The organism is Solemya velesiana gill symbiont (assembly GCF_002020805.1).
Taxonomy (GTDB): domain Bacteria; phylum Pseudomonadota; class Gammaproteobacteria; order Chromatiales; family Chromatiaceae; genus Sedimenticola_A.
Map to the genome: position 1 here is coordinate 1 of NZ_MPRJ01000028.1, position 24,746 is coordinate 24,746.

The window sequence follows — 24,746 nt, forward strand, 5'->3', positions numbered from 1 at the left end:
CAAGCCATTCCAGTGGACCAAGAGTGCTGAGAAAATTATTGCCTCGGTGAATAGGGCAAAGAATGCGTTGCCGAATTAACCGCATGGCCCACTAGCGCTTCCCTCAGTGCTTCCAGGTGATCGATGGCCAGGGACTGCTGCAGTACACGCTCGATACTCGCCTCCAGGTCGTAACTGGCGGCCACGCCAAGGTCGATGACATTGCCGGCAATGGCAAGACGTACCGCCGTATCCAGGGGGTCGTCACTCTTGTCAATCAACTGACTCAATTGGGGGTAGAGTTCAGGGCCTGGCGGGTCGCCTGCTGTTTTGCTTCGCGGTAGGGATCGGGATTGGCGCTGATTTGGCGTACCACTGCATGCACCCGTGAGGCACGGACCGGTGGCGAAACGTCCCCAGGGGTTCGGGTCAGCTCTTCTTTTACTGCGATGATGAGTTCTTCAGTGGTGCTTGGCGCAAGATGGGCGAGATTCGCAGCATGGGTTGCCTGGCGGAGGAAGCACTGGTCGCATTCGGGCTTTGATTTCATGGGCACAGTGTATTGCTTTCCCCACCCAAGGGTAAGTCTTAAGACCTCCTTCCCCTGCCCGGCAGGAAGGAGGTCGTTTCACCCCATGGGGTGACTACTGGTTTTTCGGCTCGTCCCAGAAAGACCGGTGCGCTTCGCGATAGGCTTCAGCACGGCTGATGCCGATATCCTTCAGCATCTCGTCGCTGAGTTCGGCCAGTTGCCGTCTCTGACGTGCCAACTGGTAGGAGTACGCGACCTGCATGCCCAGGTTCCAAACGAGACGAATCAGGGCATTCAGACCGGATTTCCAGCCCAGGACAAATGACGATTTGTGAACAGAAATATGTTCGTGTCCGGCGAGTGCGTGTTTCATCTCTTTCGGTCCCTAAGGTATGTGTATCAATGAGTTACCCCCGGTAACTGGCATAAGTGTGGTACCTGATCTAATATTTATCAAACGAATAAAATTGATACGACTCATTCGTCAATGTGATCGATGAGACATGATATAGATACCGACCTTCTGCGCACCCTGGTGGCCATTGTGGACGCCGGTGGTTTCACCCGTGCGTCACAGATAGTCCACCGCTCCCAATCCGCTGTGAGCATGCAGATGAAGAAGCTGGAAGAACTGGTCGGGCATCCCCTGTTCGAGAAGTCCGGCAGGGGATCGACACTGACAGTTGATGGTGAAATGCTGCTTGGTTATGCACGGCGCATCCTGAAGCTGCATGACGAAATGCTCTCCACGGTTAGCCAGCCCCGCATGATCTGCAGCGTCTGTGTCGGAATTCCCGACGACTACATGGCGACCTATATCCCGGGTATCCTGATCAAGTTTGCCAGTGCCTATCCCCAGGTCCAGGTGGAAGTTTTGTGTGAACCCAGTGAGTGGCTGATCAATCGCCTTCGAAGGGGAGAGATCGACCTCGGTGTGTTCACGGAGATGCCGGGCAGTGTCACCGGCGAAGTACTGCGCCGGGAGAGTGCGGTCTGGGTCACCTCGAAGTACCATACGGCCCACGAGCAGGAACCGCTTCCCCTGACCCTGTTCCAGAAGGGGTGCAAGATACGCAACGTGGCGCTCAAGGCCCTGGACAGGATCGGCAAGCTCTATCGTATTGCCTACTCGAGCCCGAGTATCTCCGGGATCGAGTCCATCGTGGGAGCTGGGCTCGGTGTAACGGTACTTGTACGCAGCATTCTCAAGGAGAACATGCGTGAGCTGACGGCCCAGGAGGGATTTCCTGACCTTCCCGAATCCTTCATAACCCTGCACCGTTCCGACAAGGACAAGTCTCCCGTGATCGACAGCCTTTCCGATTACATCAGGGACGGTTTTCGTTCAGAGTAAGGCCCTGGAGGTAATCGATGCGCCCAATCCTGGAAATTGCCAAAATGCTTCAACTCGATGCCGATGATCTCTTTGTCTACGGCGACCAGATGGCAAAAGTGCGCCTGGATGCGTTGCCGGACAAGCATGAGACGAGCAGTGGCAAGATTGTGTTGGTCTCCGCCATCAATCCCACCCGGGCAGGAGAGGGCAAGACCACCGTCTCCATTGGCCTGGCCCAGGGCCTGAAGCGTATCGGTAAACACGCCGCGTTGGCATTGCGCGAGCCCTCACTGGGACCAATTTTCGGTATGAAGGGTGGAGGCACCGGCGGTGGCCAGTGCCAGTTGGAACCCTCTACCCGGATCAATATGCACTTTACAGGCGATATCCATGCCGTGGGCGCGGCACACAATCTCCTGGCGGCGCTGCTGGATAACGCGGTCCACTTCCACAGCGGTCTCGATCTCGAACACCGCCAGGTATTCTGGCGGCGGGTGCTGGATATCAACGACCGTGCCTTGCGCCAGGTGGTGATCGGCCTCGGCGGGCGTACCAATGGCGTACCGAGGGAGGCGAGTTTCGATATCACCGCTGCCTCCGAGGTAATGGCGATACTCTGCCTGGCCGAGGATCTGTCCGACCTGAAGGCAAGACTTGGACGTATCCTCGTCGGTTTTGACAGGGCAGGCGACCCGGTGACTGCGGACAAGCTACAGGCCGCGGGTTCCATGGCCGCGCTGCTGCAGGATGCAATTTTGCCCAACCTGGTGCAGTCGACAGAAGGTGTACCGGCATTCGTTCACGGTGGACCGTTCGGAAATATAGCCCACGGCTGCAACAGCGTGATCGCCACCCGCACTGCCGCCGCAAAGGCCGATTTCGTGGTCGCCGAGGCGGGCTTCGGTTTCGACCTGGGTGCCGAGAAGTTTTTCGATATCAAGTGTCGCAGTTCCGAGCTCTGGCCCAATGCGGTTGTACTGGTGGTGACCGTACGCGCACTGAGAATCCATGGCTGTGCTGAAAGTGAGAGTAGAGGCAACCCGGACGAGATCAAGCGGGGCATGTTGCACCTGGACCACCATGTGAAGAGCGTGCGCGCCTTCGGCTTTGAGCCGGTCATCGCCATCAACTGTTTTGCAGAGGACAGTGAAGCGGACCTGGCGCTTATCGAGAGTGCCTGTGCAGAGCGGGGACTCAGGGTTGCCAGGACCACCGCTTACACCGAGGGCGGGGCAGGAGCAGAGCAGCTTGCCGATGTCGTTGCAAAAGCATCGAATGATCCACAACCTGAAGCCCGCTACCTGTATGACCTGGAACAGTCACCGGAAGAGAAGATCGAATCCGTGGCAAGAACCATCTACGGTTCCGGTGGGGTGAGTTTCAGCAGACAGGCCCGCAAGGAGCTGGAGCGGATACGCTGCCTTGGATATGACAAGCTGCCTATCTGCATCGCCAAGACCCATCTTTCCCTCAGCACCGATCCGGATGGGTTTTGCCAGCCGGAGGGGTTCGAACTCCCCGTGGAGTCGATACGCGTGGCTGCCGGAGCAGGGTATCTGCTGGCACTGACCGGCGACATCGTCACCATGCCCGGATTGCCCAAGGAGCCGGCAGCCATTGGCATTGATCTCAACGATGTGGGTGAGATTTCCGGTGTTTGAACATAACCAATTTGGTTGCCGGGTCAATAACAATGTCTCTCTTTAGATTTCAGCAGTTCTCGGTGCTTCAGGAGCAGTCCGCCATGAAGGTCTGTACCGATGCCACCCAGTTCGGCGCCATGGCGCCTGTCAGGGGAGGCGAGCGGGTGCTGGATATCGGCGCTGGTACCGGCCTGCTGGCATTGATGGTGGCCCAGCTTGGCGCAGACTCGGTTACAGCGGTGGAATTGACCGAGGCTGCCTGTGCCGAGGCAAGCCACAACTTTTCCCAGAGCACCTGGCAGGAGAAGTTCCAGGCGATTCACCGGGATATACAGGGCTATGCTGCGGAATGCGATGAGCATTATGACCTGGTCATCAGCAATCCCCCCTTCTTTGACAGCCACAGCAAGTCGGCAGAAACAGGCCGCAATCTCGCCAGGTACACCGACCAGCTTCCCTATGCCGACCTGGTCGCTGCAGTAGACAAGCTGTTATCCCATGAGGGTCTGTTTTACCTGCTGATATCTCTCCACGCCGTTGATACATTCACCGCTATGGCCGCCACGGGTAGTTTGTACCTGGCCAAGCGAAGAGACTACAGGGGCTATGCCCACAACCAGCCAAAAGTGTCAGCGCTGACTTTCAGCAGAAAAGAGAACGCCTGCGATACAGCGGTTGTGACGATCTACAGTGCACACCGGGAGTATTCGGAAGAGAGCGCCAGATACCTTGCGCCGTTTCTGTTGCGGTTTGCTGATAACTGTTGATACAAGTTAAACCGGTTATGGCATTACTGAACGCCTGCGTTACCTGGATGAAATCTACTGCCAATAAAATGCTTGCCTTGGGCTCTTGGTGGGTGTAGTTTTCGCCAAAAACAAGCTTGTGATTCACCATGAAAAACAGGTGGGCGCTTTTCCTGTTGTACAAGCCACATCAATGGCCTTTTTAAGGTGTCTTCCGTGGAGAAGATCAAGTCAAACCGCATCATACCCAGTGCTGCCTTTTCTGTTCCAAGGTCACTGATAAAACGGTATGACCCCTCGAGCAGGAAGCAGCCTGAAGTCGGTGACCTGGTTTTTGGGGAGGTCAACTGCCTGGGTCATCATCGTCTCATCGAAAGCAGCTCTGCCCTCATGCACACCCTCAGTATCAGCACCCATGCAATCTTTGTTTTCGGTAACCGCTATGCACCTGATCAATACGAGGGGCTGGTGCCGAATGAACACATGGAGTACGTGGACCTCTTCAGCCGAGGCGGGGTGGTCGGCAAAGTGCAGAACCAGAACCAGCTTATCGGTCGCGCGACACGGGTTCGCGTGCTGGGCTATGCCTGTACAGACGATGGCACGGTGATCAATACCCGCGACCATGTTCTGTCGAAGCCCAAGTCCGATACACGAAAAAACCCAGGTGCGAAAATCATCCTCTGTGTCGGCACAAGCATGAACAGCGGCAAGACCAAGGCGGCCGCCTCCTGTTGTTATGCCATATCCTCCATGGGTCGGAAAGTGAGGGCGGCAAAGATTACCGGTACGGCCAGCCTGAAAGATATCCTGCTCATGAATGACTGTGGTGCAGAATATATCGCGGACTTCACCTATTTCGGTCATCCCTCCACCTACCTGATGGAGCACGATCAACTGCTGGATATGTTCAATGATTTCGATCTGAAGTACGGTAACAATCCAAAGAACTACCTTGTCATCGAGTTTGCAGATGGCATATTCCAGCGGGAAACGGCGATGCTTCTCAAGTCGCCCGAAGTGCGAGATAGAGTTTCAAAACTCATCTTCTGCGCGCCGGACTCCACGGCTGTATTCGGCGGATTGCGGGTATTGAAAGAGGAGTTCGACCTTGAACCGGATGCCATATCCGGTCTTTGTTCCAGTTCGCCTTTGGCCATGCGGGAGATACAAGGCTTCACCGATCTGCCCATCATTCAAAGTATGGAGAAGGACTTTAAGAAGATATTCCAGATTATTGGATAGTATTAACTGGCCCTAACGCAATCTGTAGCCAACTCCTGTGACTGTTTCAATGCATTTTGCCTGGCTCCCAAGCTTTCGGCGCAGGCCACGTACGACTGAATCAACCACATTGCTCCCGCCTTCGTAGCTGGTGCCCCATACCTCCTGCAGCAGTTCACTGCGAGATACCGCATTTCCCTTGTTGTTCGTCAGGTGGTTAAACACCCCGAACTCCAGGGGGGTGAGGGGTACCCTCTTGTCTCCCATGACAAGTTCACGGGATGCGGTATCCAGTAGTGATGTCTCCTGCTCGATGCCCAGTTCGCTTGCGGCAAGGTTCGACAACCAGCCATCAACAGACTCCGGGCCAAAATCGAGCACGGCACTGTGATAGAGGTTTCCGTCGAGTTCCACTTCCTTGCCTGACAGGACTTCAAAGCCCAGGCGCTGCGCCACGGGTGCATAAGCGGGAAGATCACATACGGTCAGATATATTCGCCGCAAGTGTGGGCGCATCTCCATGTAGGTTCGCTTCAGATCCAGCCAGGCAGCGGCTTGGGATTCTGATGGTGCTTCTCCCACGGGGCGACTTATCCACCTTCTGCAGAAGAGGACGGTTTGCTCTTCCGGAATGGGCTTGGAACGGAGATGCTCAAACCAAACGTCAGTTACCGGATCTTCTTGTAGCCAGGCATGTGAGGTAGTGGTTGGTTCAAGTTTGCAATAGAAACCCGTTATCTCACCTTCAGAACCACGGATTGTGGAAAATGTCTGTGGCATGCGATGCCACCAGTTTGAAAGCAAGCGGGAAGCGTCCGGTCCCTCGTGTTCAGCAATGATCTGATGCAACTCGTCAGTTTCAGCGCTGCTCGCAGGTTCAACAGCAAGGCGGTTCGTGCCACTGGGGAAGAAGGCTTCGCGAACTACCGGGTTTTCTATGAGATAGAGCATGTCCGCTGTATAGCGCCATAGTTCACTACTGTCTGCAGATTTGACTTCCAATGTTATCGCGTAGCGGTCGGTGACCAGGACGTCCGGGGCACTAATAGGTTGTCGAAGGCCGAGTCGATTTTGGGGACTTGGATGTCCCAAAATCTTTGGTGGGGTTGGTGAAACCGTGGGCTGCATCGAAGCTCACTGCTTTTGTGAGCTTGCCGGCATCTTTCATCGCCGCTTCGAAATTCTCACGCTTCTCGGGCATGGTTCGCTCCTGCTCGGCATAGATCGCCAACACCGGGCCATGGAGGGTTTTCAGCTTCTCCAGGTCGGTCTCCATCCGGCAGTAGGCAGCAGCGGTGGCACTGATTTTTTCCGGCGCCAGCAGGGTGGCCTGCATCGATTCCTTGCCGCCGAACGAACAGCCGTAGGTGGCCAGTTTCCTGTTGGGTTGCTCCAGCCATTCCAGGGCGGCCAGCAGCTTCTTGTCTGCCAACTCCTGGTCGATCTCCCGCATCCAGGTGGAGGCGGTTTCGGGATCGTCTGTTACGCGGGTGTCGTAGAGGTCCACCACGATGGCCTGGCAGTTGACCTGTTCCGCAAGGGTGTTGGCCCATTTAATATTGTGGGGGGCATCCCCCCCCACCACCACTCGTGCAGAATCATAACGCCGCGTGGGGCATCGTCAGCCCCTGCCACGTAGATATCGAAGGGCGTGCCGTCTTCTGTTTTTATCTCGATCGCCTGTCCCATGATGCCGCCTGTGCAAATTGAGTTTCAGTCGCTGACCAGGACGTCCGGGGCACTAATAGGTTGTCGAAGGCCGAGTCGATTTTGGGGACTTGGATGTCCCAAAATCTTTCACGAGGTCGAAGACTCGCTTGTGCCTGGCGGTTGTGAGCCTCGGTCAGTCCCGATATCTTGCGGGGCTTGAAGCTGTGATCGCCGTCTTCCAGCCAGTGGGTGCGGATCTGATCGGAAAGTGCGTATTGTTCCACCTCTTCCCGTTTGCCGAAGGTATCCCGCTCACCCTGGCAGATAAGGGTAGGGGTGCGAAGCGCTACCAGGTGTTCAGTCCGCAGGTTGTCGGGCTTTCCGGGGGGATGGAAGGGGTAGCCCAGGCAGATGAGGCCGTCGACGCCCATTTCATCGGCAATCAGGCTGGCCATGCGTCCGCCCATGGATTTGCCGCCGATGAACAAGTGGCCCTTGTGGCTGCTGCGGATGTCATCGATCACCATGTGCCAACTCTCGAGCAGGATGGGCGCTCTGTCCGGTGGACGCTTTTTGCCAGTCTGGGCGCGCTGCACCATGTAGGGAAAATTGAATCGGATGACATGAACCCCGGCTTCCCCGAGTTGTTTGGCGATATCCGCCATGAAGTCTGAATCCATGCCGGCACCAGCACCATGCGCTAGGATCAGCCACGCTTTTGCTGTTGTCGGTCCGTCGACCAGGTATTTGCCTTTTGTCATAGCAGAGATCTCCAGGCAGGATGATCTGCAATCAGTTCCAGGGCATCCTGTAGCAGCGTCTTGCCCGGTTCGGTGTGATGCCAGGTGGATGCGCCTGAAGGGTGGGAGAGTGGGATAGTATCGGTAACTGATCCATTTATCTCAAGCTTGTGACAATGGCCGATGATATCGTTGAGCCGGTTCACCTCCATGAACTGGGTGATGGCAAGTTTTCCCACCGGGATGATCAGTTTGGGCTGCAGCAGATCGAACTCGACCCTCATCCACTGGGCGCATTTCTCAATCTCCTCATGTGTTGGTACCCGGTCACCGCCCCTGGGCTTCTTGCCGGGGAAACAACGGCACACCGCCGTCATGTAGACCCTGTGCCTGAACTGCTCTTCACTGAGACCGATGCTGTCGAACCACTTGAAGAGGGTCTTGCCTGCAGTCCATGCAAAGGGTTTTCCTGCTGGGCCTTCCTTGTCTCCCGGGGCTTGGCCGATCAGCATGACGGGTGAGATAACCGGTTCGCCTGTTACTACGGGGCCGATCATCTCGGGACAGTGCTTGCAGCGCTTCAGTTGCTCCTGGTGTTGCTTGATGGTGTCGAGTCGGTTCATGAGCAGTCTATTCAAGGTTTAGAGCGCATTGCGCAGCCCCAGGTTTTCTGGATGGGGTTGCAGATAGATCTGTTGCGTCATGTAGGGATCGGGATGGCGGCGGAAATAGTGCCGGAGCAGGGTGATGGGTACCACCAGTGGGATCTCTTCCCGGCGGTAGCGCTCGATGCAGTCGGCAAGCTCGGCCTTGTCATCCGCTTCAATGCTTCTCTTCAGGTAGCCCATGATGTGCTGCAGTACGTTGACGTGGCGTTTGCGGCTGACCCTATGCTTGAGGGTGGTCATCACTTCGTTTATGTATTCCCCTGCGATCTCTTCAGGGCGGCTGCCCGAGAGATCGCTGAGCAGTTTGCCCAGGCGTTTGTAGGCTGCCTGGGAGTGAGTCATGAGCAGGTACTTGTGCCGGCTGTGGAAATCGATGAGCCCGGCAGCGCTCAAGCCCGACTGCATCAGCTGCTGCCAGCGTTGGTGGACGTAGACCCGGTTGATGAAGTTCTCCCGCAGTACCGGGTCGTTCAGTCTGCCTTCTTCCTCTACCGGCAGGTTTGGGTAATGCGCCATCAGAATGCGGGCAAAGATGCCCGATCCTTTTCTCTCGGCGCTGCCGCCAATCTCGCCCGGGTAGACCTTCACCCGGGTCATACCGCAACTGGGTGAGTCCTTCTTGAGAATGAAACCGTTGAGCTCTCCGTAGCTTCCAACCTGTTTCTCGGAAAACAGCTCCAGCCTTTTGGTGACATCAATAGTCGGGTCCTTCACCCCCAGGGCCCTGGGTCGTGAGAATGGGCCCACCAGTCGGATGGTGGGGCGAGGCACGCCAAGGCCGATCGCGGTCTCAGGGCAGACCGTCACATAACGCATCTCCTCGGCAAGGGGGCCGCTGATGAAACCGTCCCGCTTGTGACCGCCGTCATACCTTACCTTCTCCCCCAGGAGACAGGCACTGACGCCGACCAAAGGCTTAACATGTTGATTTCTGTCGGGCATGGGTCCTGGTTGCCAGTTGTTCACTTAATACTGTTTTGATAGCCAAAACAGTATTATGGTGCCTTATACTTAGCAGATAAATCGCAATGCATATATCTGTGGATTGCAGGGGATTTGACGGGATATCAATCATGGCCGGGTTCAGAGTGCGGCCAGGAAACGAGAGAATAAAGCATGCAGGTAGCAAAGGTCATAGATCATATTACGGACTGGCTGAACGACTATATCGACGAGTCCGGCATGAATGGATTCGTAATCGGGGTTTCCGGTGGCATTGATTCAGCCGTCACTTCAACCCTCGGCGCGCGGACTGGAAAGACCATGCTCTGTGTGGAGATGCCCATCCACCAGGGGGTCAACCAGGTGACCCGTGCCCAGCGTCACATCGAGTTTCTCAAGAGCAACTATCCCAACGTCGAATCCATCGAGGTGCCCTTGACCCCGACATTCGAAAGCCTGGTTAAGGCACTATCACCGGTACAGGAGGAGTGGCAGGACATGGCCCTGGTCAACACCCGTGCCCGCCTGCGCATGACCACGCTCTACTACTTTGCCGCCTTCCACGATTACTTGGTGCTGGGTACCGGCAACAAGGTGGAGGACTTCGGCATCGGTTTCTACACCAAGTACGGTGACGGTGGCGTGGACCTGAGTCCCATTGCCGATCTCAACAAGACCGAGGTCTACGCCCTGGGGCGTGAACTGGGCGTCAACACCGAAATTCTGGAAGCCCCGCCGACAGATGGCCTTTGGCACGACGACCGCACCGACGAGGACCAGATCGGCGCCAGCTATCCTGAGCTGGAGTGGGCCATGGAGTTCGAGGGGGACGAGAGCGGCCTGTCCGAGCGCGAACAGGAGGTGATGGCCATCTACCGCAGGCTCAACAAGGCCAACCAGCACAAGATGCTGCCGATTCCGGTCTGCATGATTCCCGAAAATCTACGTAACGGCTGAGAGTCACAAAAAACGCAGATCGATTGTCGGCTTGTTAGTTCTCGTTTTGTTCTATGCTCTACGGATATAGAACAAAACGAGAATACGCAGATGTGTTTACAGGCAGAGCGGATCCTTCCCGATGCCGATGATCCGGTCCGCTCCCTGGCGGCGGCGCTGAAGCGAAAGTACGGTTCACGTATTACCGATGAATTGCTGATTCCCGAGAAAGCGGGGCGGTATGCGTCCCTGCCGGGGGATCTGGACCCACGCCTGGCGCAGGCACTTCGCAAGCGCGGGCTCTCCCGGCTCTACAGCCACCAGTCCGAAGCCTGGGAAATTGCAGCCAGTGAGCGCCACTTCGTGGTGGTCACGCCCACCGCTTCGGGCAAGACCCTCTGCTACAACCTGCCTGTGCTGCAGTCGGTGCTGCAGGGGCAGAGCAAGGCGCTCTACCTGTTTCCCACCAAGGCCCTGGCCCAGGACCAAGTGGCGGAGCTGATCGAGCTGAACAAGGCGGCGGATCTCGGTGTCCGTACCTTCACCTTCGACGGCGACACACCGGGGGATGCCCGCAAGGCAGTGCGCACCCGCGGGGATATCGTGGTCTCCAATCCCGACATGCTGCACCAGGGCATACTCCCTCACCACACCAAGTGGGCCCAGTTCTTCGAGAACCTGCGCTACGTGGTGATCGACGAGATGCACAGCTACCGCGGCGTGTTCGGTTCCGACGTGGCCAACGTGATCCGCCGCCTGGTGCGTGTCTGTCGTTTCTACGGCAGTGAGCCCCAGTTCATCTGCTGCTCGGCCACCATCGCCAACCCGGCGGAACTGGCGGCCCAACTGCTGGGAGAACCGGTGGAGGCGATCACCGAGAGCGGGGCACCCCAGGGTGAGAAGCAGCTGCTGCTCTGGAATCCGCCGGTGATCAATCCCGACCTGGGCATCCGCGCCTCCAACCGCTCCCAGAGCAATCGAATAGCACGCCTGTCGACCCGTATGGGGTTAAAGAGCATCCTGTTTGCACAGTCCCGTCTCATGGTGGAGGTACTGACCAAGTATCTGAAGGATGTGTTCGACAAGGATCCCCGCAAGCCGCCCCGTGTCGCCGCCTACCGGGGCGGTTACCTGCCCACAGAACGACGCAGCACCGAGAGTAAACTGCGCAGCGGATCCATCGACTGCGTGGTATCCACCTCGGCCCTGGAGCTGGGGGTGGATATTGGTGCCCTGGGGGTACTGGTGGCCTCCATCCAGCCCCTGAACCAGTACATCGTACGCAATCCCGATTTCTTTCTCGGCGCATCACCGGAGCACGGCAGGATCGATCCCAACCAGCTTCTTATATTGCTGGAGCATGTACGCTGCGCCGCGTTCGAACTGCCGTTCCGTTCGGGCGAGTCACTGGATGAGCTGCTTGCCTACCTGCAGGAAGAGGGGGTGCTCCACCGGGAGGCGGAGCAGTGGCACTGGACGGCTGACAGCTATCCCGCCAACAGTGTCTCCCTGCGTTCGGTGGCCGAGGGCAACTTCGTGGTGATCGATACCACTGACGGTGGTCAGCAGGTGATCGCAGAGGTGGACTACACCGCCGCTCCCACCACCCTGTACGAGGGAGCGATCTACATGATCTAGTCCCAGCCCTACCAGGTGGAGCGGTTGGACTGGGAGGGGCGCAAGGCGTTTGTTACCCAGACCCGGGCGGATTACTACACCGACGCCATCGACTACACCCGGTTGAAGATCCTGGATGCCTTCGAGCGCGCTTGCGGCGGGCAGGCGGAGACTGCACATGGCGAGGTGCACATGGTATGCCGCATCGCCGGCTACAAGAAGATTCGCTACTACACCCATGAGAATGTCGGCTTCGGAAAGATCAACCTGCCGGACCAGGAGATGCATACCACGGCGGCCTGGTGGCAGGTGAGACTGGGTGTGCTGGAGGATCACTTTCCAAATCGACAGCAGGCGTTGGACGGCTTTCTGGGTGCGGCCTACGCCATGCATCACGTGGCTGCCCTAAGCATGATGTCGGAGCCCAGGGACCTGGAGCGCGCCGTGGGCGACGGCGACGCCAAGTGGTTTGCCACAGTGGGTGCAAACGGCCGCGGACAGATCCGTGGTATCGAGGGCGAGGAGCTCAGCCCTGACGCACAGGGGCGGTTCAGAACCGCGGTGTTTCTCTACGACAACTACCCCGGAGGGGGGGGGACTCTCAGCACCGCTGTTCGATCGGCGTGAAGAGGTAGTGCGCCAGGCCCGCCAGATGATCCAGGAGTGCGACTGCAGCTACGGTTGCCCCTCTTGTGTGGGTCCGATACTTGCCTCTGACGAAGCGCGTGGATTCTCTCCCAAGCAGGCGGCACTACAGGTATTGGAGCTGTTCGAACATGAATCTTAAAAGCAGGCTGGCGCTGTTGCGTGAGCAGAGCGGTGTGATCTCGGGGCGCCAGTTGCAGGAGCAGAAAGCGGATCTCAGGGTGCGTCTCGAACGTATGCAAACCGGCGCACGTGAGAGGATGACAACCCGCAAGCAACTCTCTGAGGATGATCTCGCCGGGCAGCTTGATGGCGAGGTGATTGCAGAGAGCCTGGTGCTTGTTGAAGAGCGTTTTCAATTGAATCACAAGCACGGCCTGCAGAGCCTCGAGTCCCTGGTAAGGCATGAGTGCACGCTGCCGGGTATCGATACCCCGGAACCACATAAACTGCTCTTCATGGATACCGAGACCACCGGACTGTCGGGTGGCAGCGGTACCCTGGTGTTCATGCTCGGACTGGCACGCATGGAGGATACTGAACTGGTTCTTCGCCAATACCTGCTCACCGCTTTTGCCGGTGAAAAGATGATGTTCGAACACTGTGCACAGTGGTTGAGCGGTGATGAAACCCTGGTCACCTTTAACGGCAAGAGCATCGATGTGCCGTTGCTGGCCACCCGCAGCCGCATGGTTCGCGTTGAGGATCTCTTCGGCAGACTGGATCACATCGATCTGCTCCATCCCGTGCGTCGTGCATTCAGATCCCAATGGCCGGAGTGCCGTCTCGGTACTGCAGAAAACAAGCTTCTCGGATTTGAACGAGTCGACGACCTTTCCGGTGCCGAGGCTCCAGGTGCCTGGTTCGACTGGATACGCTATGGCAATCCCATTCGCCTGGCTGGCGTGTTGAAACATAATCGTTGGGACATCATCAGCCTGGCAGCACTGTTGCCCCTGTTATCCAGGGTTTACGGCAGTCCCGGTGAGTGGAATGCAGATGCGTTCTCCATTACACAAGCCTGGATCAGGTCGGGAGATGAACTTACGGCGCTGCGGCTATTGGAAGCCTCTAAAGAGCGTCTGTCGATCCGGGGTTGGAAAGGGCTGGCCTAGCTATGGCGTCGGCGTAACAACTGGGAGAAGGCCTGCGCGATCTGGTCCAATTTGTCGGGTCAGGGCGATGCCGAAGCCATTGAACAGCTGGCGAAGTATCACGAGCATGTGAAAAGGATTTTGCATTTGCCCTCAGGCTGAACCGACGACTCCCGGACAGCGTGGAAAGCCGCAAACGAACACGACGTTTGTGGGCAAAAATATTCCCGGATCAAAGACATATGGAGTTGATGATCTAGGGCGTGTTTCCTGATTCTGGCGATCGTGCACCATTACATGAATCCTGTTTCCGAACTATCCTTTGGAGAGAGATCAGTTGTTTCCTGAGATTTTTCAGGGAGACTGAATGAAGCGGATAAGTTCTCAACTAATAAAGGCTCTGCTTGGAAACTGGATTCGATGGCACACCCAAGCGTCAATTATGCAGCTCTTGGCAAGGTTACCAGCCACACGGTAATCGCGGTTGCCGTCTGGACCCTGATCGTCGCAGTTTCCCTGGGTTGGAATATCCTGAACGAGCAGTACCAGGCATTTGGTCTGGCCCAGGAGGAGGCCCGGGCCAGCTTCGACAAGGACCAGGCCTTTCGCCTTTGGGCTACGCGCCACGGTGGGGTTTACGTACTGGCGAATGAGCGACGGAGTGGACTATCTGCGCCTGATGCGTCCCATGATCGTTAAGAAGGGATGCCTGAAATGTCACGGTCATCAGGGATACGAAGTGGGGGATGTGCGTGGAGGCGTTGGTGTCATCGTGCCAATGACGCACTACTACCAGGAGCAGGCCAAGGCAGTCAACGCGCTGCTCTGGACCCATGGTGGAATCTGGATTCTGGGATTGGGCGGGATTGCTTATATTTGCCGCCAGAACATCAAACGCGCTGTAGAACACCACCGGGCCCAATCAGTGCTGCAGGAGAGCGAAGTCCGTTTCCGGACACTTGTGGAAAATGCCGTTGATGCCTTTTTCCTGATTGATGTGAACGGTGATATCAGGGATGTAAATACACGGGCCTGTGAGAGCCTGGGCTACAGCCGGGATGAACTTCTCACGCTCAATGTCTCGGACTTCGATGTGGATTTTCCCAAGGATAAACTGGATCAGTTTATACAGCTTGTTGAGGATCAGGGAACACAGACTGCAGAAGGCACCCATAAACGCAAGGACGGCGATCAGTTTCCTGTTGAGGTTCGTGTTGGGCCGATCGAGATTGAAAGGCAGCCACACCTGATGGCACAGGTACGTGACATCTCGGAACGCAAGGAGGCTGAGACAAGACGACAAAGAGACGAAGTGCGTCTTGCGGCGCAGTACGACCTTGCTATGTATCATGCGGAGAATGAACGCGATTTGATTGAATATGCCATCGAGGAGGGCGTGCGCCTGACCCGAAGTACGGGGACCTACCTCCACTTCTTCCATCACGAATCCCGGGAGATCGAGCTCTACACCTGGTCGAAAGGGGTGCTTGAGATCTGCACTGCGCTGGAGGAGAAACACTACCAGCTGGAGATGGCCGGTATCTGGGCTGACTGCCTGCGTGAGGGCAAACCGGCTATTCATAACGATTACCCCGGGATGGAGGGCAAGAAGGGGCTGCCTGAAGAGATACCGCCCCTGATCGAACGGACCCTTGAGTTGGCAGCGGTGGATTACGATCTGAAGAAGAAATACGACTTCCGCAATATTGAGATTGTACGAGAGACGGGGGATGATCTGCCCCTGGTTCCCTGTATCGCCTCTGAAATGCAGCAGGTTTTACTCAACCTGTTGCGCAACTCCGCCCAGGCACTGTTTGAACAGAAAGAGCGGGGAGAACATGCACGTATAACATTGACCACGTGCAAAGAGGACGGCATGTTCAAGATCGTGGTGGAAGATGACGGTCCCGGTATGGACGAGGAAACCACTCATCGTGTCTTCGAGCCGTTCTTCACCACCCGTCCGGTAGGGCAGGGTACGGGGCTTGGCCTGTCGGTATCCTATTTCATCGTATGTGAAGAGCACGGTGGGCGGATGAGCGTGGATTCCGTACCGGGTCAGGGGACTGCAATCAGCATCTATCTTCCCCTCGAAGCCTGAGTCACTTCATTATTCCAGCGCAAAAAAACGCCTGCAGTTACCTGCAGGCGTTTTTTGAGCAAGCTGGAAGTCAGCTTAGATGTTGCGCTGGGCGCGACGCTCATCCATCTCTTTCATCATGTCAGCGCGACGATCTTCCATCTGCTTGCGGATCTCGTCGTGGCTGGCGCCGAAAGCGGGCATCTCAGGAATTTCGGGCATCTCGTGCTGGAAAGGTGCAGCGTGAGGTGCGAAAGGAGCGGGCATGGCGCCACGATCAGCGGTGAACTGCTCGGCGAACTTGCGCTGTGCTTCCATGGCGTCCTGCATGGCCTTGGTCTGCTGTTCAGCCATAGCTTTCTGGTGCTCTTCGGTCATGGCGATAGGCGCGCCGTAACCGTAAGGGGCATGGCCGTAAGGCGCGTAACCGTAGTAGGGGTGACCATAGCTGTAACCACGACCGTAGGCAGAGCTGCGACCGCTGAAGCTCATGTTGAAAGAACCGGTGCCGTCGCCCCAGCCGTCACCCAGGCCATTCCAGGGGCCGCCCCACCAGGCGCTGGCAGTCATAGAAGCGGTAGCAAATGCTGCAGCAGAAACAATTTTGATCATTTTCATTTCCGTGAACCTTTTGCGTTTCTGGTAGAGTACTGCGGCTCTCGGATTTGGGTAGTCCGACGAGGGTCTCCCAAATCCGAGAGTCTCTGCTCTGATTTTGTAAAAAATAGTGTTGGGTTTTGGCACATCCGTGTGCCTGGGCCGTCCCTGGTGGCTAGTTAAGTCTGTAAATCAGATCTTACTTAGCAGGAGCGGCTGCGGCAGGAGCCTGAGGAGCAACCGGAGCACCGTAACCGTAAGGAGCGCCGTAGCCGTAAGGTGCGCCGTAACCGTAAGGAGCGCCGTAGCCGTAAGGTGCGCCGTAGCCGTAAGGTGCGCCGTAGCCGTAAGGTGCGCCGTAACCACCGTAGTAGGGGTGACCGTAGCCGGAACCACGACCGCTGAAGTTCATGTTGAAGTCGCCGTAACCGTCGCCCCAGCCGTCACCGAGACCGTTCCAGGGACCACCGCCCCAAGGACCGCCCCACCAGGCAGAAGCAGAAGCGGAAGCAGCGAGCATTGCAGCGATAGCAGCAGCCTTAGCAATTTTGTTCATGATAATCATCTCCAATAAATAGAATTTTGATCAGTTGTTATTGAAAGCCGGATACTGCTATGCCTCCAGTGGGAAAAAAGAATATTATAAAAAATAATAAAATAGTCAAAGATTTTTTTCCACTGATTTTCTTATACAAGGAACTGCTGCAAGTTATGGAAAAAACAAAGAATAATTACCTTGCAAAATGATTAGTAGTTCAGCCGTCTGTTGAATTCGGCAGGGTTCCAGACGGTGAGTTTTCTGACGAAGCCTGACTATCTCTCGAAGAGATTCTCAAGTACCATGCGGGATTTTTGCCCTACCATAACTGTGGAAATGATGCCGTCCTTTACCAGTACCACGGTGGGGGTGGCCCGTACCTTGTAAAGGCGGGCGGTCTCCATATCCTGGGTGATGTCGATGCTCAGGACATTGTCATTGTTGCTGCTCATCTCACTGATGATTGGCGTCATGGCTCTGCAGGGGCTGCATTGGGGGCTGAAGAAGTAGAGCAGGGTTGGGCTGCTGTCATCGGCATTGAGGGTGACAGCTGTATCCGGGGCTGTACGGCCGATCTGCTTTTTCGCCTGCCAGACAACCACCAACTGGAACAGGAGAAAAAGACTGAACAGGGTTGTGATACCGACAATAATCCAGGACATGCTTAGCCACGGGTTTGAGCCACAGACCGCATGATTAATTCATAGGATGGTCACGCTGTCAAAGCCGCGTGTCCTTAATCCCCTGTAGCCAATGCCTGGAATTGATCATGGGGATGGCAGGTTATCGGGATTGCCTGGATATCCGGTTAGTCTGTATGATGTCGTCAGATAATCGATTCTTCAATTATTTCAGTATCTTATGAGCATATAAAAATAATCGGGAAGTGATGTGATGCAGCAGGGTCCACGGGAAATCGTAACGCCTTTTCGCCCCATACCTCTGGATGTGCCGGAAGGGATGAAGCCCAATGAATTTTTCAACAGTACGGAGAATCTCAACGACCTGGTCCACAACAACGGGTTGTTGATGAATCCCGAAAACCTGCTGCTCTACCGCAAGGCACTGGGGCACAGTAACGAATTCGACACCTCGATCATCTACAACACTTCCCAGTGCATTCTCAATCCATTGGGCAGGCCGGTAAGGCGCACCCAGGTCCCGGAAAATGTTAAACATGTCTGGAACCGGATGAACCAGATCGTCATTGAATATATGCTGGAGAAGTACCCTGATCCGGATGACCATCTGGTCCTGGCGGGGGAGGCGAGCCTCGATGCCACCTGGCCGCTTACATCGCCCGGTGTTCCCAGCATCCGCATGCTGCACAACCACTTCATCGTATTCGACAAGGCCCAGCTGCGGGATGCAGACCTGGCAGATCCCAGCAATCCGAACCTGACCGACGGTGGTCAGCACAGTCTCTTTCAATCCTATATGAAGGATGTATACCGTCGTTTCTTTGAAGCCCTGGATCTGAAAATCCTGAAACCGGTGAGCAGTGATCACTCGATGATCGGGCTGACGGGCTACCCCCAGGGCCTTCCCAGTTGGGAGGTACAGGGCGGTGTGGATGCTTTGAAGGATATCCGGTTCTGGAAAGAGTACGATGAGATTCTCAAAGGCTTCATCGATTTCTACCGTACCTTCTTCAGCCAGGTTTCAACCCGGAATACGGCAATGCCAAAGAGCGTTAACTTTCCGTCCCAGGTTGAGCACATCCTGCTGTTCAACAACGATTTCATGGCCACTGCCAAAAAGGTACGTGACCGCTGCATAACCGATGCCAAGTATGCCAATGCGATCCGTTGGCAGCCGGCATTCAAGCAGCTGATCTATCGTAATGACCAGGGCAAGTTGATCGTTACCATCAGCCAGAACTCAATCGGCAACGCCATTACCGAGTTGCTTGGTGTCGTGGTCAAGCGTGAACCCGATGCGGAGGCTTACGAAAAACACGAGCCACAGCTGATCGAGAAGCTGCTGGAGGTTAGACGACGGTTGATCGATGCAGACCTGGGTGAAGGAATTGAGACGGATTACTGGTCTAAAGAGTGATTCGCTCACCTCGCAGCTGACAGAATACCCTGTGATTTGTGCCGTAGAATGATCGTAAAGAGCTGCTCTGATCTGCCGCTAGACTAAAATACGAGTTGACTTTGGATCCCTGCGGTTTGATGGCGATCCTTTAAAATACTCAAGGCTACAAACAGCGTGCGGTGGGGATGCAATCGATTTTAGCTTATCATCTGATAAAACCGTTTCATGCTCTTTTCAGGGCAGGCTCTCTCTTGATTGTCGTCTCCTGCCTGTTTGTATCGTCGGCAGCGCTCGCCCAATCAACCTCGTTCTCTGATAGAGACAATCAACTTCAGGCAGTTACTCTCCAGCTCAAATGGAAACATCAGTTCCAGTTCGCAGGCTACTATGCGGCTCTGGATAAAGGGTTCTATCGCGATGCGGGATTCGATGTTCAGATCAGCGAGCATGAAGGCGCAAGATCTCCCCTGGAAGTATTGCTGGATGGGGACGCGGCATTCGCTGTCAGTGGCTCGGATATCGTTATCACCCGCGCCCAGGGAAAGCCTGTTGTTGCCCTGGCAACCGTCTATCAGCACAGTCCCTATGCCTTCCTGGTAAGGGGTGATTCCGGAATAGAGCGCATCGGGGACCTGGCAGGTCGTCGCATCATGATCGGCAAAGGTTTTCAGGATGCTGCCCTCCAGGCGACCCTGAAGAGGTCAGGGCTGACTGAAGATGACTACCAGAGGATTCCCATCAGCTTCAATGTCAAATACAACACCCAGGGAATGAGCAGGGGGCGCCTGCTCTACGAGGCAAGTGCCTCACGGGAGTTGATTCAGCCGCTGCTGGTGGATATTGGTTATATGCACCCCGAGCGCTGGGAGCACATCAGGGATATTTTTGCCGAACTAGGTTTCATAGATACAGGCTCTTCCATTGACGGCCTGGTTTACGAGGAAGGAGAAAAGACTCCGGAATGGATGCGCTGGATCGATGAAAACCTGGTGTTCCTGGTTGTCACGGCTGCCATCATCTAATCACTCTTACTGTTGCTGCTGGTTATGCAGATGCGCAGGATGGTGCGAATCAGAACAGCCGAGCTGGCTGAGAGTGAACGAAGGTACAGAACGGTCTTCAATGGAGCCCCCGAGGGTATATGGTTGATCGATCAGGATATAAAGACGCTTCAGATTAATGAACGGTTGAGTGAGATTCTCGGCTACTCCGAAGAGGAGATGCAGGGCAAGACTCCCATGGATTTCGTGGACGAGGAGAACCGTGAGGTCTTTCTCGAACAGATCGCGAACATAGCGACAACAGAACGTCGAAACTACGAAATAGCACTGAGGCACAAGCAAGGCCACAATATCCCCACCCAGTTCAATTCAGTGACTTTGCGTCATGATGATGGGAGTGTAATGGCGGCCCTGGCGTTCGTGGAGGACATAACCGGGCGTTATCTCATGGAAGAGAAACTGCGGCAGAGCGAAAAATATCTGAGGACATTGATCGAGGCGGAACCAGCCTGCGTTAAAACCCTGGACAACCGGGGTCACTTGATCAGTATGAATGCGGCTGGCCTGGGAATGATCGAAGCCGACTCCATTGACCAGGTGCGAAACGCCTCCATCTCAGACCTGGTTGACGAAGATTACAGGGAAGATTTCGATGCATTGACCAGAAGGGTTTTCCAAGGAGACTCAGGGACTTTGATATTCAGGGCCACGGGATTGAAGGGAAGGAAGGTCTGGCTAGAGACCCATGCTGCCCCCGTGCAGGATTCTGAAGGCAACATTACCCGATTGCTGGGTGTTACCCATGATGTGACCAAGCGGGTCGAGATGGAGTAGGAGATCTTAAACGAGAGTGATTTTCTGCAGAGCGTGATCAATAGCGTTGGCGATTCCATCATGGTGATAGGCCAGGACTATGACATCCAGCTGATGAACGATGTCGCCAGGGAGAATCCCGATAGCGCCTGCCTCTCGGACAAGGTCAACCTCAAATTTTTCGAGGCTAATTATCAGTTCGATGGCCCCTGTTTCGGTGACGATCACCCCTGTTCCTACAAGGTGGCACTGAAACCCGGCAAGCGCGTTTCCGCTATTCACAGCCATCTCTATCCGGACGGAAAGGTAAAGCGCCTGGAGCTGGTTGCATCTCCATTGAAGAACTCGGATGGATCAGTGCGTGCCGTCATCGAGGTGGCCCGGGATATTACTGAGCACATGGAGTTGTTGGACGAGGTACGTTCTCAGAAGGACTACCTCAACCACCTTGCTCACCATGACACGCTGACTAATCTGCCCAATCGCATCCTGTTCATGGACCGCCTCGAGCAGGTAATTCACAAGGCGCACCGCGCATCTGAACAGGTGGCGGTCTTCTTCATCGACCTGGATCGATTCAAGCAGATCAATGACAGTCTCGGACACGCTTTCGGGGACAAGGTGCTGGAAGAGGTAGCCGGGAGGTTCGATGCGTGTCTGCGGGAAAACGATACCGTTGCAAGACTGGGTGGCGATGAGTTCACCATTATCATGGATTCCCTGAGCCAGTCCCAGCATGCGGCCAAGATGGCCCAAAAGCTGATCAAGGTACTTGAGAATCCAATAGATATAGACGGGCACATGCTCTATCTCACTGCGAGTATTGGCATAAGCCTTTATCCCCAGGATGGGGACAATGCAGACACCCTGTTGCGAAACGCAGATGCGGCAATGTGCAAGGCCAAGGGTGAGGGCAGAAATACCTTCCAGTACTACACCGAAAATATGACTGAGCAGGCCTTCGAACGCATCTTCATGGAGTCGAGCCTGCGCAATGCCTTGAGTGAAGATCAGCTGATCGTCTATTACCAGCCCCAGATTGATATGGATAGCGGAGACCTGGTTGGCCTGGAGGCGGTGGTACGCTGGCAGCGTCCTGAACTTGGCATGGTGTCGCCGACCAAGTTTATCCACTTGGCGGAAGAGACAGGCCTGATCATGCCCCTGGGTGAGCAGGTGCTGCGCAAGGCCTGTACCCAGATGTCGCAATGGAATGAGCAGGGGATACGGCCAGAGAAAATGGCCGTCAATCTGTCCGGTATCCAATTGAACGGTGAAAGCCTGATTGAGAGCATAAAGGGAGTATTGGAGGAGACCGCATGTGATCCCAATTGGCTGGAACTGGAGGTGACCGAAGGCCTGGTGATGAAGCGGCCAGAGCAGTCCATCTCTATTATGAGAAAGATTAGAGAGCTTGGAATCGAGTTGGCGATTGATGATTTCGGAACGGGGTACTCATCACTCGCCTATCTCAAGCGCTTTCCGATCACACACTTGAAAATCGACAGCTCGTTCATACGGGATATTCCGGATGATTCAGATGACATTGCCATTACACGGTCGGTGATCGCCTTGGGCAGGAGTCTGAACCTCAGTGTGATCGCCGAGGGCGTGGAAACCGATGAGCAGGTAGAATTTCTCAGGGAAGTTGCCACTATGCCCAGGGCTTTTTGTACAGCGTTCCGCTCTCAGCCCAGGATATGACCCGATTGCTGAAAAAGTGGCGGCACGCTTCCTGACTGACCTATAATTACAGACGATACGACACCCGGCCTGACTTAGGGTAGAGTCTGAAGCATGAGTCACAAACACCAAAAAATACTGGCTTCCATTTTCAAGGAACCCGTGAGTGGCAATATTCACTGGCGGGAGATCGAGTCCATGCTGAAGTCCCTTGGGGCCGAGTTCCAGGAACTGCCCGGGGCGCGCGTGAGAATCATCCTGAATGGGGTTGAGGGCATGCTGCATCGGCCCCACCACAGTTCTGTTCTGCCAAAACAGGATGTCCGGCATCTCTGTCAATATCTTGCAAGCGCAGGATTCGATGCAGCAGCAAAATAGAATATCTCCTTCAGGCCCGATTTCGAATCTCCCCGTAACTGTTTCATTCCGGTTTCTATTGGTATGATTTCCATACTGGCTCCCCGGCTGCCAGGAAAATGGAAAGATATTTTATCCATGGGAAGCGCGCGGGGCTAATCCTGTTCTGGTACCGGAAGTACCTGGGATTGTACGGCCGATGAAAGAGGTCCACTCTGCCTTGGAGGGCATCATGCTCAGATGAATTTGCCTAACCGTTTGTTTCCGAGTTCTTTTTTGATCAGGCTCGTCCTGATGATGTCATTGTGCATCAGCTTTCCGGTGGCCGCTGCCCAGGAAACCATACGGTTAGGTATCTATCACAATCCCCCCTTATCGTTCGTGGAAGGCAACAGGGAGCCCAGTGGCTTTGTTCCGGATTTGCTGAAGTACATCTCAGATCAGGAGGATTGGCGGATTGAATATGTCACATGTGACTGGGATGAATGCAACAGCCTGTTGAGTTTTGGGGAAATTCACATGCTCTCTCCTGTCTCGGTGAGCGAGGGAAGAGCGCGGCGCTACGACTTCAATAGAGAGAGCTTCTTCGTCAACTGGGGGGCAGATCGTGATGGCTGGAAAGGATGAAATCCAGTCGTCACTCGACCTTGATGGCATGACTATCGTCGCCGTGTCGCAAGACGTTCATTTTGCCGATCTCAAGGAAATCGTCCGCCGGTTTGATATCGATGTCCGTTTTTTTGAGGTCGATAACTACGAGGCTGTTTTAGCCTGGGTATCGGATGGACCTGCCGATGCCGGATTGGTCAACCGTTCGCTGGACAAGTCTTTGCTTTCGGATTTTTCAGTGTCCAAGTCATCGGTCATCTTCAATCCTGCCGAGATACGTATTGCTCTATCCCCCCTGAATGACCAGTTGGAAAATGCCAAGCGCATACAGCGTATCGATTACCATATCACGCGCCTGAAAGCGGATCGAGGATCCATCTATTACAAGCTTCAGGAGCGGTGGTTTGGTAACGACAACACTGCCGAACTGCCCAGCTGGGTACTGGGGGTATTTGGCTTCATCCTTGTGATCACGCTCTTTCTATTGATTGGTTTTGTTGTACTCAAGCGGCAGGTTGAACGTCAGACAGCCAAGATCAGACAGCTCAATGAACGTTTTCGGGCTTTCATGAAGCATCTGCCGGGCATCGCTTACATGAAGAATTCAGATGGTCGGTTCATTTTCGTGAATTCCACGTGGGAAAGAACCAACCAGCTTACCGAACGAGATGTTGTCGGCAAGATGCCTGCCGATATCTGGCCTGACAGAAAGGTGGATGCTTTTCAATACGAGGAGCAGCACGCCCTGGATCAGCAAAAGTTGATTGAGACGATCAAGTCACAACCGTGGGATGAGCGCTACTGGCAGCTTTTCTGTTTTCCCGTGGAAGATGCAGCCGGCGATGAGAAGATGCTGGGGGCTATTGAGCTCGACGTAACCGATCAGAAACGTATCGAAAACGAAATGACGGCCCTTCAGCGTCAACAACAGTTGTTACTCGAGTCTGCCGGTGATGGCATCTTCGGTTTGAGTGGCGTCGGGCGTTGTACCTTCATCAACAGTTCTGCCTTGAGCGTGCTGGGTTATGAACGGGATGAAGTGATTGGCAGCCGCCTGCATGACCTGATTCAACACTCGAGAATCGATGGCGTGTCCTATCCCGAGCAGCAGTCCCCCATCTACCATGCCTATCGTGAAGGCAAGAGCTCCCGGGTTGGCGGAGAAGTCTTCTGGCACGCTGAGGGTAGGCCGGTGGCAGTGGAGTACTCGGCGTATCCTATAGCCGACAAGGACTATTCCGGTGCCGTGGTGGTGTTCAGGGAGCAGAAGAAGTAG

At 55.2% G+C, this 24,746-nt stretch carries 24 protein-coding genes and 2 pseudogenes; 16 read left to right on the forward strand and 10 right to left on the reverse strand.

The window, feature by feature from the left end:
- Positions 1–35: 35 nt before the first annotated feature.
- Together BOW53_RS13865 and BOW53_RS13150 are read right to left on the reverse strand one after the other, a co-directional pair.
- Positions 36–529, reverse strand: a pseudogene (locus tag BOW53_RS13865) (ARMT1-like domain-containing protein).
- Positions 530–623: 94 nt separating this feature from the next.
- Entirely contained in the window at positions 624–884 is a 261-nt protein-coding gene (locus BOW53_RS13150; RefSeq protein ID WP_245832015.1) for a DUF1127 domain-containing protein, read from the reverse strand.
- 123 nt (positions 885–1,007) lie between these two features.
- On the opposite strand from BOW53_RS13150, the gene BOW53_RS05775 reads away from it, so the two are divergent.
- From BOW53_RS05775 to BOW53_RS05790, 4 genes are all read left to right on the forward strand, one after another.
- Positions 1,008–1,865, forward strand: a complete 858-nt coding sequence (locus tag BOW53_RS05775) for a LysR substrate-binding domain-containing protein (RefSeq protein ID WP_078486658.1) — start codon at positions 1,008–1,010, stop codon at positions 1,863–1,865.
- Positions 1,866–1,882: 17 nt separating this feature from the next.
- Entirely contained in the window at positions 1,883–3,508 is a 1,626-nt protein-coding gene (locus BOW53_RS05780; RefSeq protein ID WP_078486659.1) for a formate--tetrahydrofolate ligase, read from the forward strand.
- Between the two features lie 32 nt (positions 3,509–3,540).
- The gene (locus tag BOW53_RS05785) at positions 3,541–4,257 is read left to right on the forward strand and encodes a tRNA1(Val) (adenine(37)-N6)-methyltransferase (RefSeq protein WP_078486661.1); all 717 of its coding nucleotides are present in this window, start codon (positions 3,541–3,543) and stop codon (positions 4,255–4,257) included.
- Positions 4,258–4,452: 195 nt separating this feature from the next.
- On the forward strand, positions 4,453–5,481 hold the full coding sequence (locus tag BOW53_RS05790; RefSeq protein ID WP_078486663.1) for a hypothetical protein: 1,029 nt from the start codon (positions 4,453–4,455) through the stop codon (positions 5,479–5,481).
- A gap of 12 nt (positions 5,482–5,493) precedes the next feature.
- Here the strand turns inward: BOW53_RS05790 and BOW53_RS05795 are convergent, their stop codons facing one another.
- The 5 genes from BOW53_RS05795 to BOW53_RS05815 form a co-directional block, all read right to left on the reverse strand.
- Entirely contained in the window at positions 5,494–6,411 is a 918-nt protein-coding gene (locus tag BOW53_RS05795) for a winged helix-turn-helix domain-containing protein (protein WP_245832016.1), read from the reverse strand.
- A gap of 91 nt (positions 6,412–6,502) precedes the next feature.
- On the reverse strand, positions 6,503–7,042 hold the full coding sequence (locus tag BOW53_RS05800; RefSeq protein ID WP_172838785.1) for a dienelactone hydrolase family protein: 540 nt from the start codon (positions 7,040–7,042) through the stop codon (positions 6,503–6,505).
- Positions 7,043–7,127: 85 nt separating this feature from the next.
- Complete coding sequence (locus BOW53_RS05805) at positions 7,128–7,871, reverse strand: alpha/beta family hydrolase (protein WP_245832017.1); 744 nt, start codon at positions 7,869–7,871, stop codon at positions 7,128–7,130.
- The gene (locus tag BOW53_RS05810) at positions 7,868–8,407 is read right to left on the reverse strand and encodes a uracil-DNA glycosylase family protein (RefSeq protein ID WP_078486711.1); all 540 of its coding nucleotides are present in this window, start codon (positions 8,405–8,407) and stop codon (positions 7,868–7,870) included. Before BOW53_RS05810 ends, BOW53_RS05805 begins: the two co-directional genes overlap by 4 nt.
- A gap of 84 nt (positions 8,408–8,491) precedes the next feature.
- A complete protein-coding gene (locus BOW53_RS05815) occupies positions 8,492–9,460 on the reverse strand; it encodes a YbgA family protein (RefSeq protein ID WP_078486670.1) in 969 nt (322 codons plus the stop codon).
- Between the two features lie 174 nt (positions 9,461–9,634).
- On the opposite strand from BOW53_RS05815, the gene nadE reads away from it, so the two are divergent.
- From nadE to BOW53_RS05840, 5 genes and pseudogenes are all read left to right on the forward strand, one after another.
- Positions 9,635–10,417: an NAD(+) synthase gene (nadE, locus tag BOW53_RS05820; RefSeq protein ID WP_078486672.1), complete on the forward strand. Its 783-nt coding sequence runs from the start codon at positions 9,635–9,637 to the stop codon at positions 10,415–10,417.
- Between the two features lie 90 nt (positions 10,418–10,507).
- A pseudogene (locus tag BOW53_RS05825) lies at positions 10,508–12,800 on the forward strand (DEAD/DEAH box helicase).
- The gene (locus tag BOW53_RS05830; protein ID WP_078486674.1) at positions 12,790–13,773 is read left to right on the forward strand and encodes a ribonuclease H-like domain-containing protein; all 984 of its coding nucleotides are present in this window, start codon (positions 12,790–12,792) and stop codon (positions 13,771–13,773) included. Before BOW53_RS05825 ends, BOW53_RS05830 begins: the two are co-directional and overlap by 11 nt.
- 399 nt (positions 13,774–14,172) lie before the next feature.
- Positions 14,173–14,451, forward strand: a complete 279-nt coding sequence (locus tag BOW53_RS05835) for a hypothetical protein (protein WP_078486676.1) — start codon at positions 14,173–14,175, stop codon at positions 14,449–14,451.
- Positions 14,402–15,853, forward strand: coding sequence for a two-component system sensor histidine kinase NtrB (locus BOW53_RS05840; RefSeq protein ID WP_078486678.1), 1,452 nt, complete (start codon positions 14,402–14,404; stop codon positions 15,851–15,853). Before BOW53_RS05835 ends, BOW53_RS05840 begins: the two co-directional genes overlap by 50 nt.
- Before the next feature lie 75 nt (positions 15,854–15,928).
- Here BOW53_RS05840 and BOW53_RS13505 read toward each other — a convergent pair whose 3' ends face one another.
- From BOW53_RS13505 to BOW53_RS05855, 3 genes are all read right to left on the reverse strand, one after another.
- Entirely contained in the window at positions 15,929–16,444 is a 516-nt protein-coding gene (locus BOW53_RS13505) for a sulfur globule family protein (RefSeq protein WP_172838786.1), read from the reverse strand.
- A gap of 184 nt (positions 16,445–16,628) precedes the next feature.
- A complete protein-coding gene (locus tag BOW53_RS05850; RefSeq protein ID WP_078486713.1) occupies positions 16,629–16,985 on the reverse strand; it encodes a sulfur globule family protein in 357 nt (118 codons plus the stop codon).
- Positions 16,986–17,242: 257 nt separating this feature from the next.
- Complete coding sequence (locus BOW53_RS05855; RefSeq protein WP_078486679.1) at positions 17,243–17,629, reverse strand: thioredoxin family protein; 387 nt, start codon at positions 17,627–17,629, stop codon at positions 17,243–17,245.
- A 232-nt stretch (positions 17,630–17,861) separates the two neighbouring features.
- On the opposite strand from BOW53_RS05855, the gene BOW53_RS05860 reads away from it, so the two are divergent.
- The 7 genes from BOW53_RS05860 (at position 17,862) to BOW53_RS05890 (ending at position 24,746) form a co-directional block, all read left to right on the forward strand.
- Positions 17,862–19,025, forward strand: coding sequence for a hypothetical protein (locus tag BOW53_RS05860; protein WP_078486681.1), 1,164 nt, complete (start codon positions 17,862–17,864; stop codon positions 19,023–19,025).
- Between the two features lie 233 nt (positions 19,026–19,258).
- The gene (locus BOW53_RS05865) at positions 19,259–20,029 is read left to right on the forward strand and encodes an ABC transporter substrate-binding protein (RefSeq protein ID WP_172838787.1); all 771 of its coding nucleotides are present in this window, start codon (positions 19,259–19,261) and stop codon (positions 20,027–20,029) included.
- 24 nt (positions 20,030–20,053) lie between these two features.
- A complete protein-coding gene (locus BOW53_RS05870) occupies positions 20,054–20,842 on the forward strand; it encodes a PAS domain-containing protein (RefSeq protein ID WP_135607022.1) in 789 nt (262 codons plus the stop codon).
- Positions 20,843–20,875: 33 nt separating this feature from the next.
- Positions 20,876–22,525, forward strand: coding sequence for an EAL domain-containing protein (locus BOW53_RS05875; RefSeq protein WP_078486688.1), 1,650 nt, complete (start codon positions 20,876–20,878; stop codon positions 22,523–22,525).
- A gap of 93 nt (positions 22,526–22,618) precedes the next feature.
- Positions 22,619–22,882: a hypothetical protein gene (locus BOW53_RS05880; protein ID WP_078486690.1), complete on the forward strand. Its 264-nt coding sequence runs from the start codon at positions 22,619–22,621 to the stop codon at positions 22,880–22,882.
- A gap of 273 nt (positions 22,883–23,155) precedes the next feature.
- Complete coding sequence (locus BOW53_RS05885) at positions 23,156–23,488, forward strand: transporter substrate-binding domain-containing protein (RefSeq protein ID WP_172838789.1); 333 nt, start codon at positions 23,156–23,158, stop codon at positions 23,486–23,488.
- Positions 23,472–24,746 (forward strand): PAS domain-containing protein, encoded by a 1,275-nt coding sequence (locus tag BOW53_RS05890; protein WP_078486694.1) that lies wholly within the window; start codon positions 23,472–23,474, stop codon positions 24,744–24,746. Before BOW53_RS05885 ends, BOW53_RS05890 begins: the two co-directional genes overlap by 17 nt.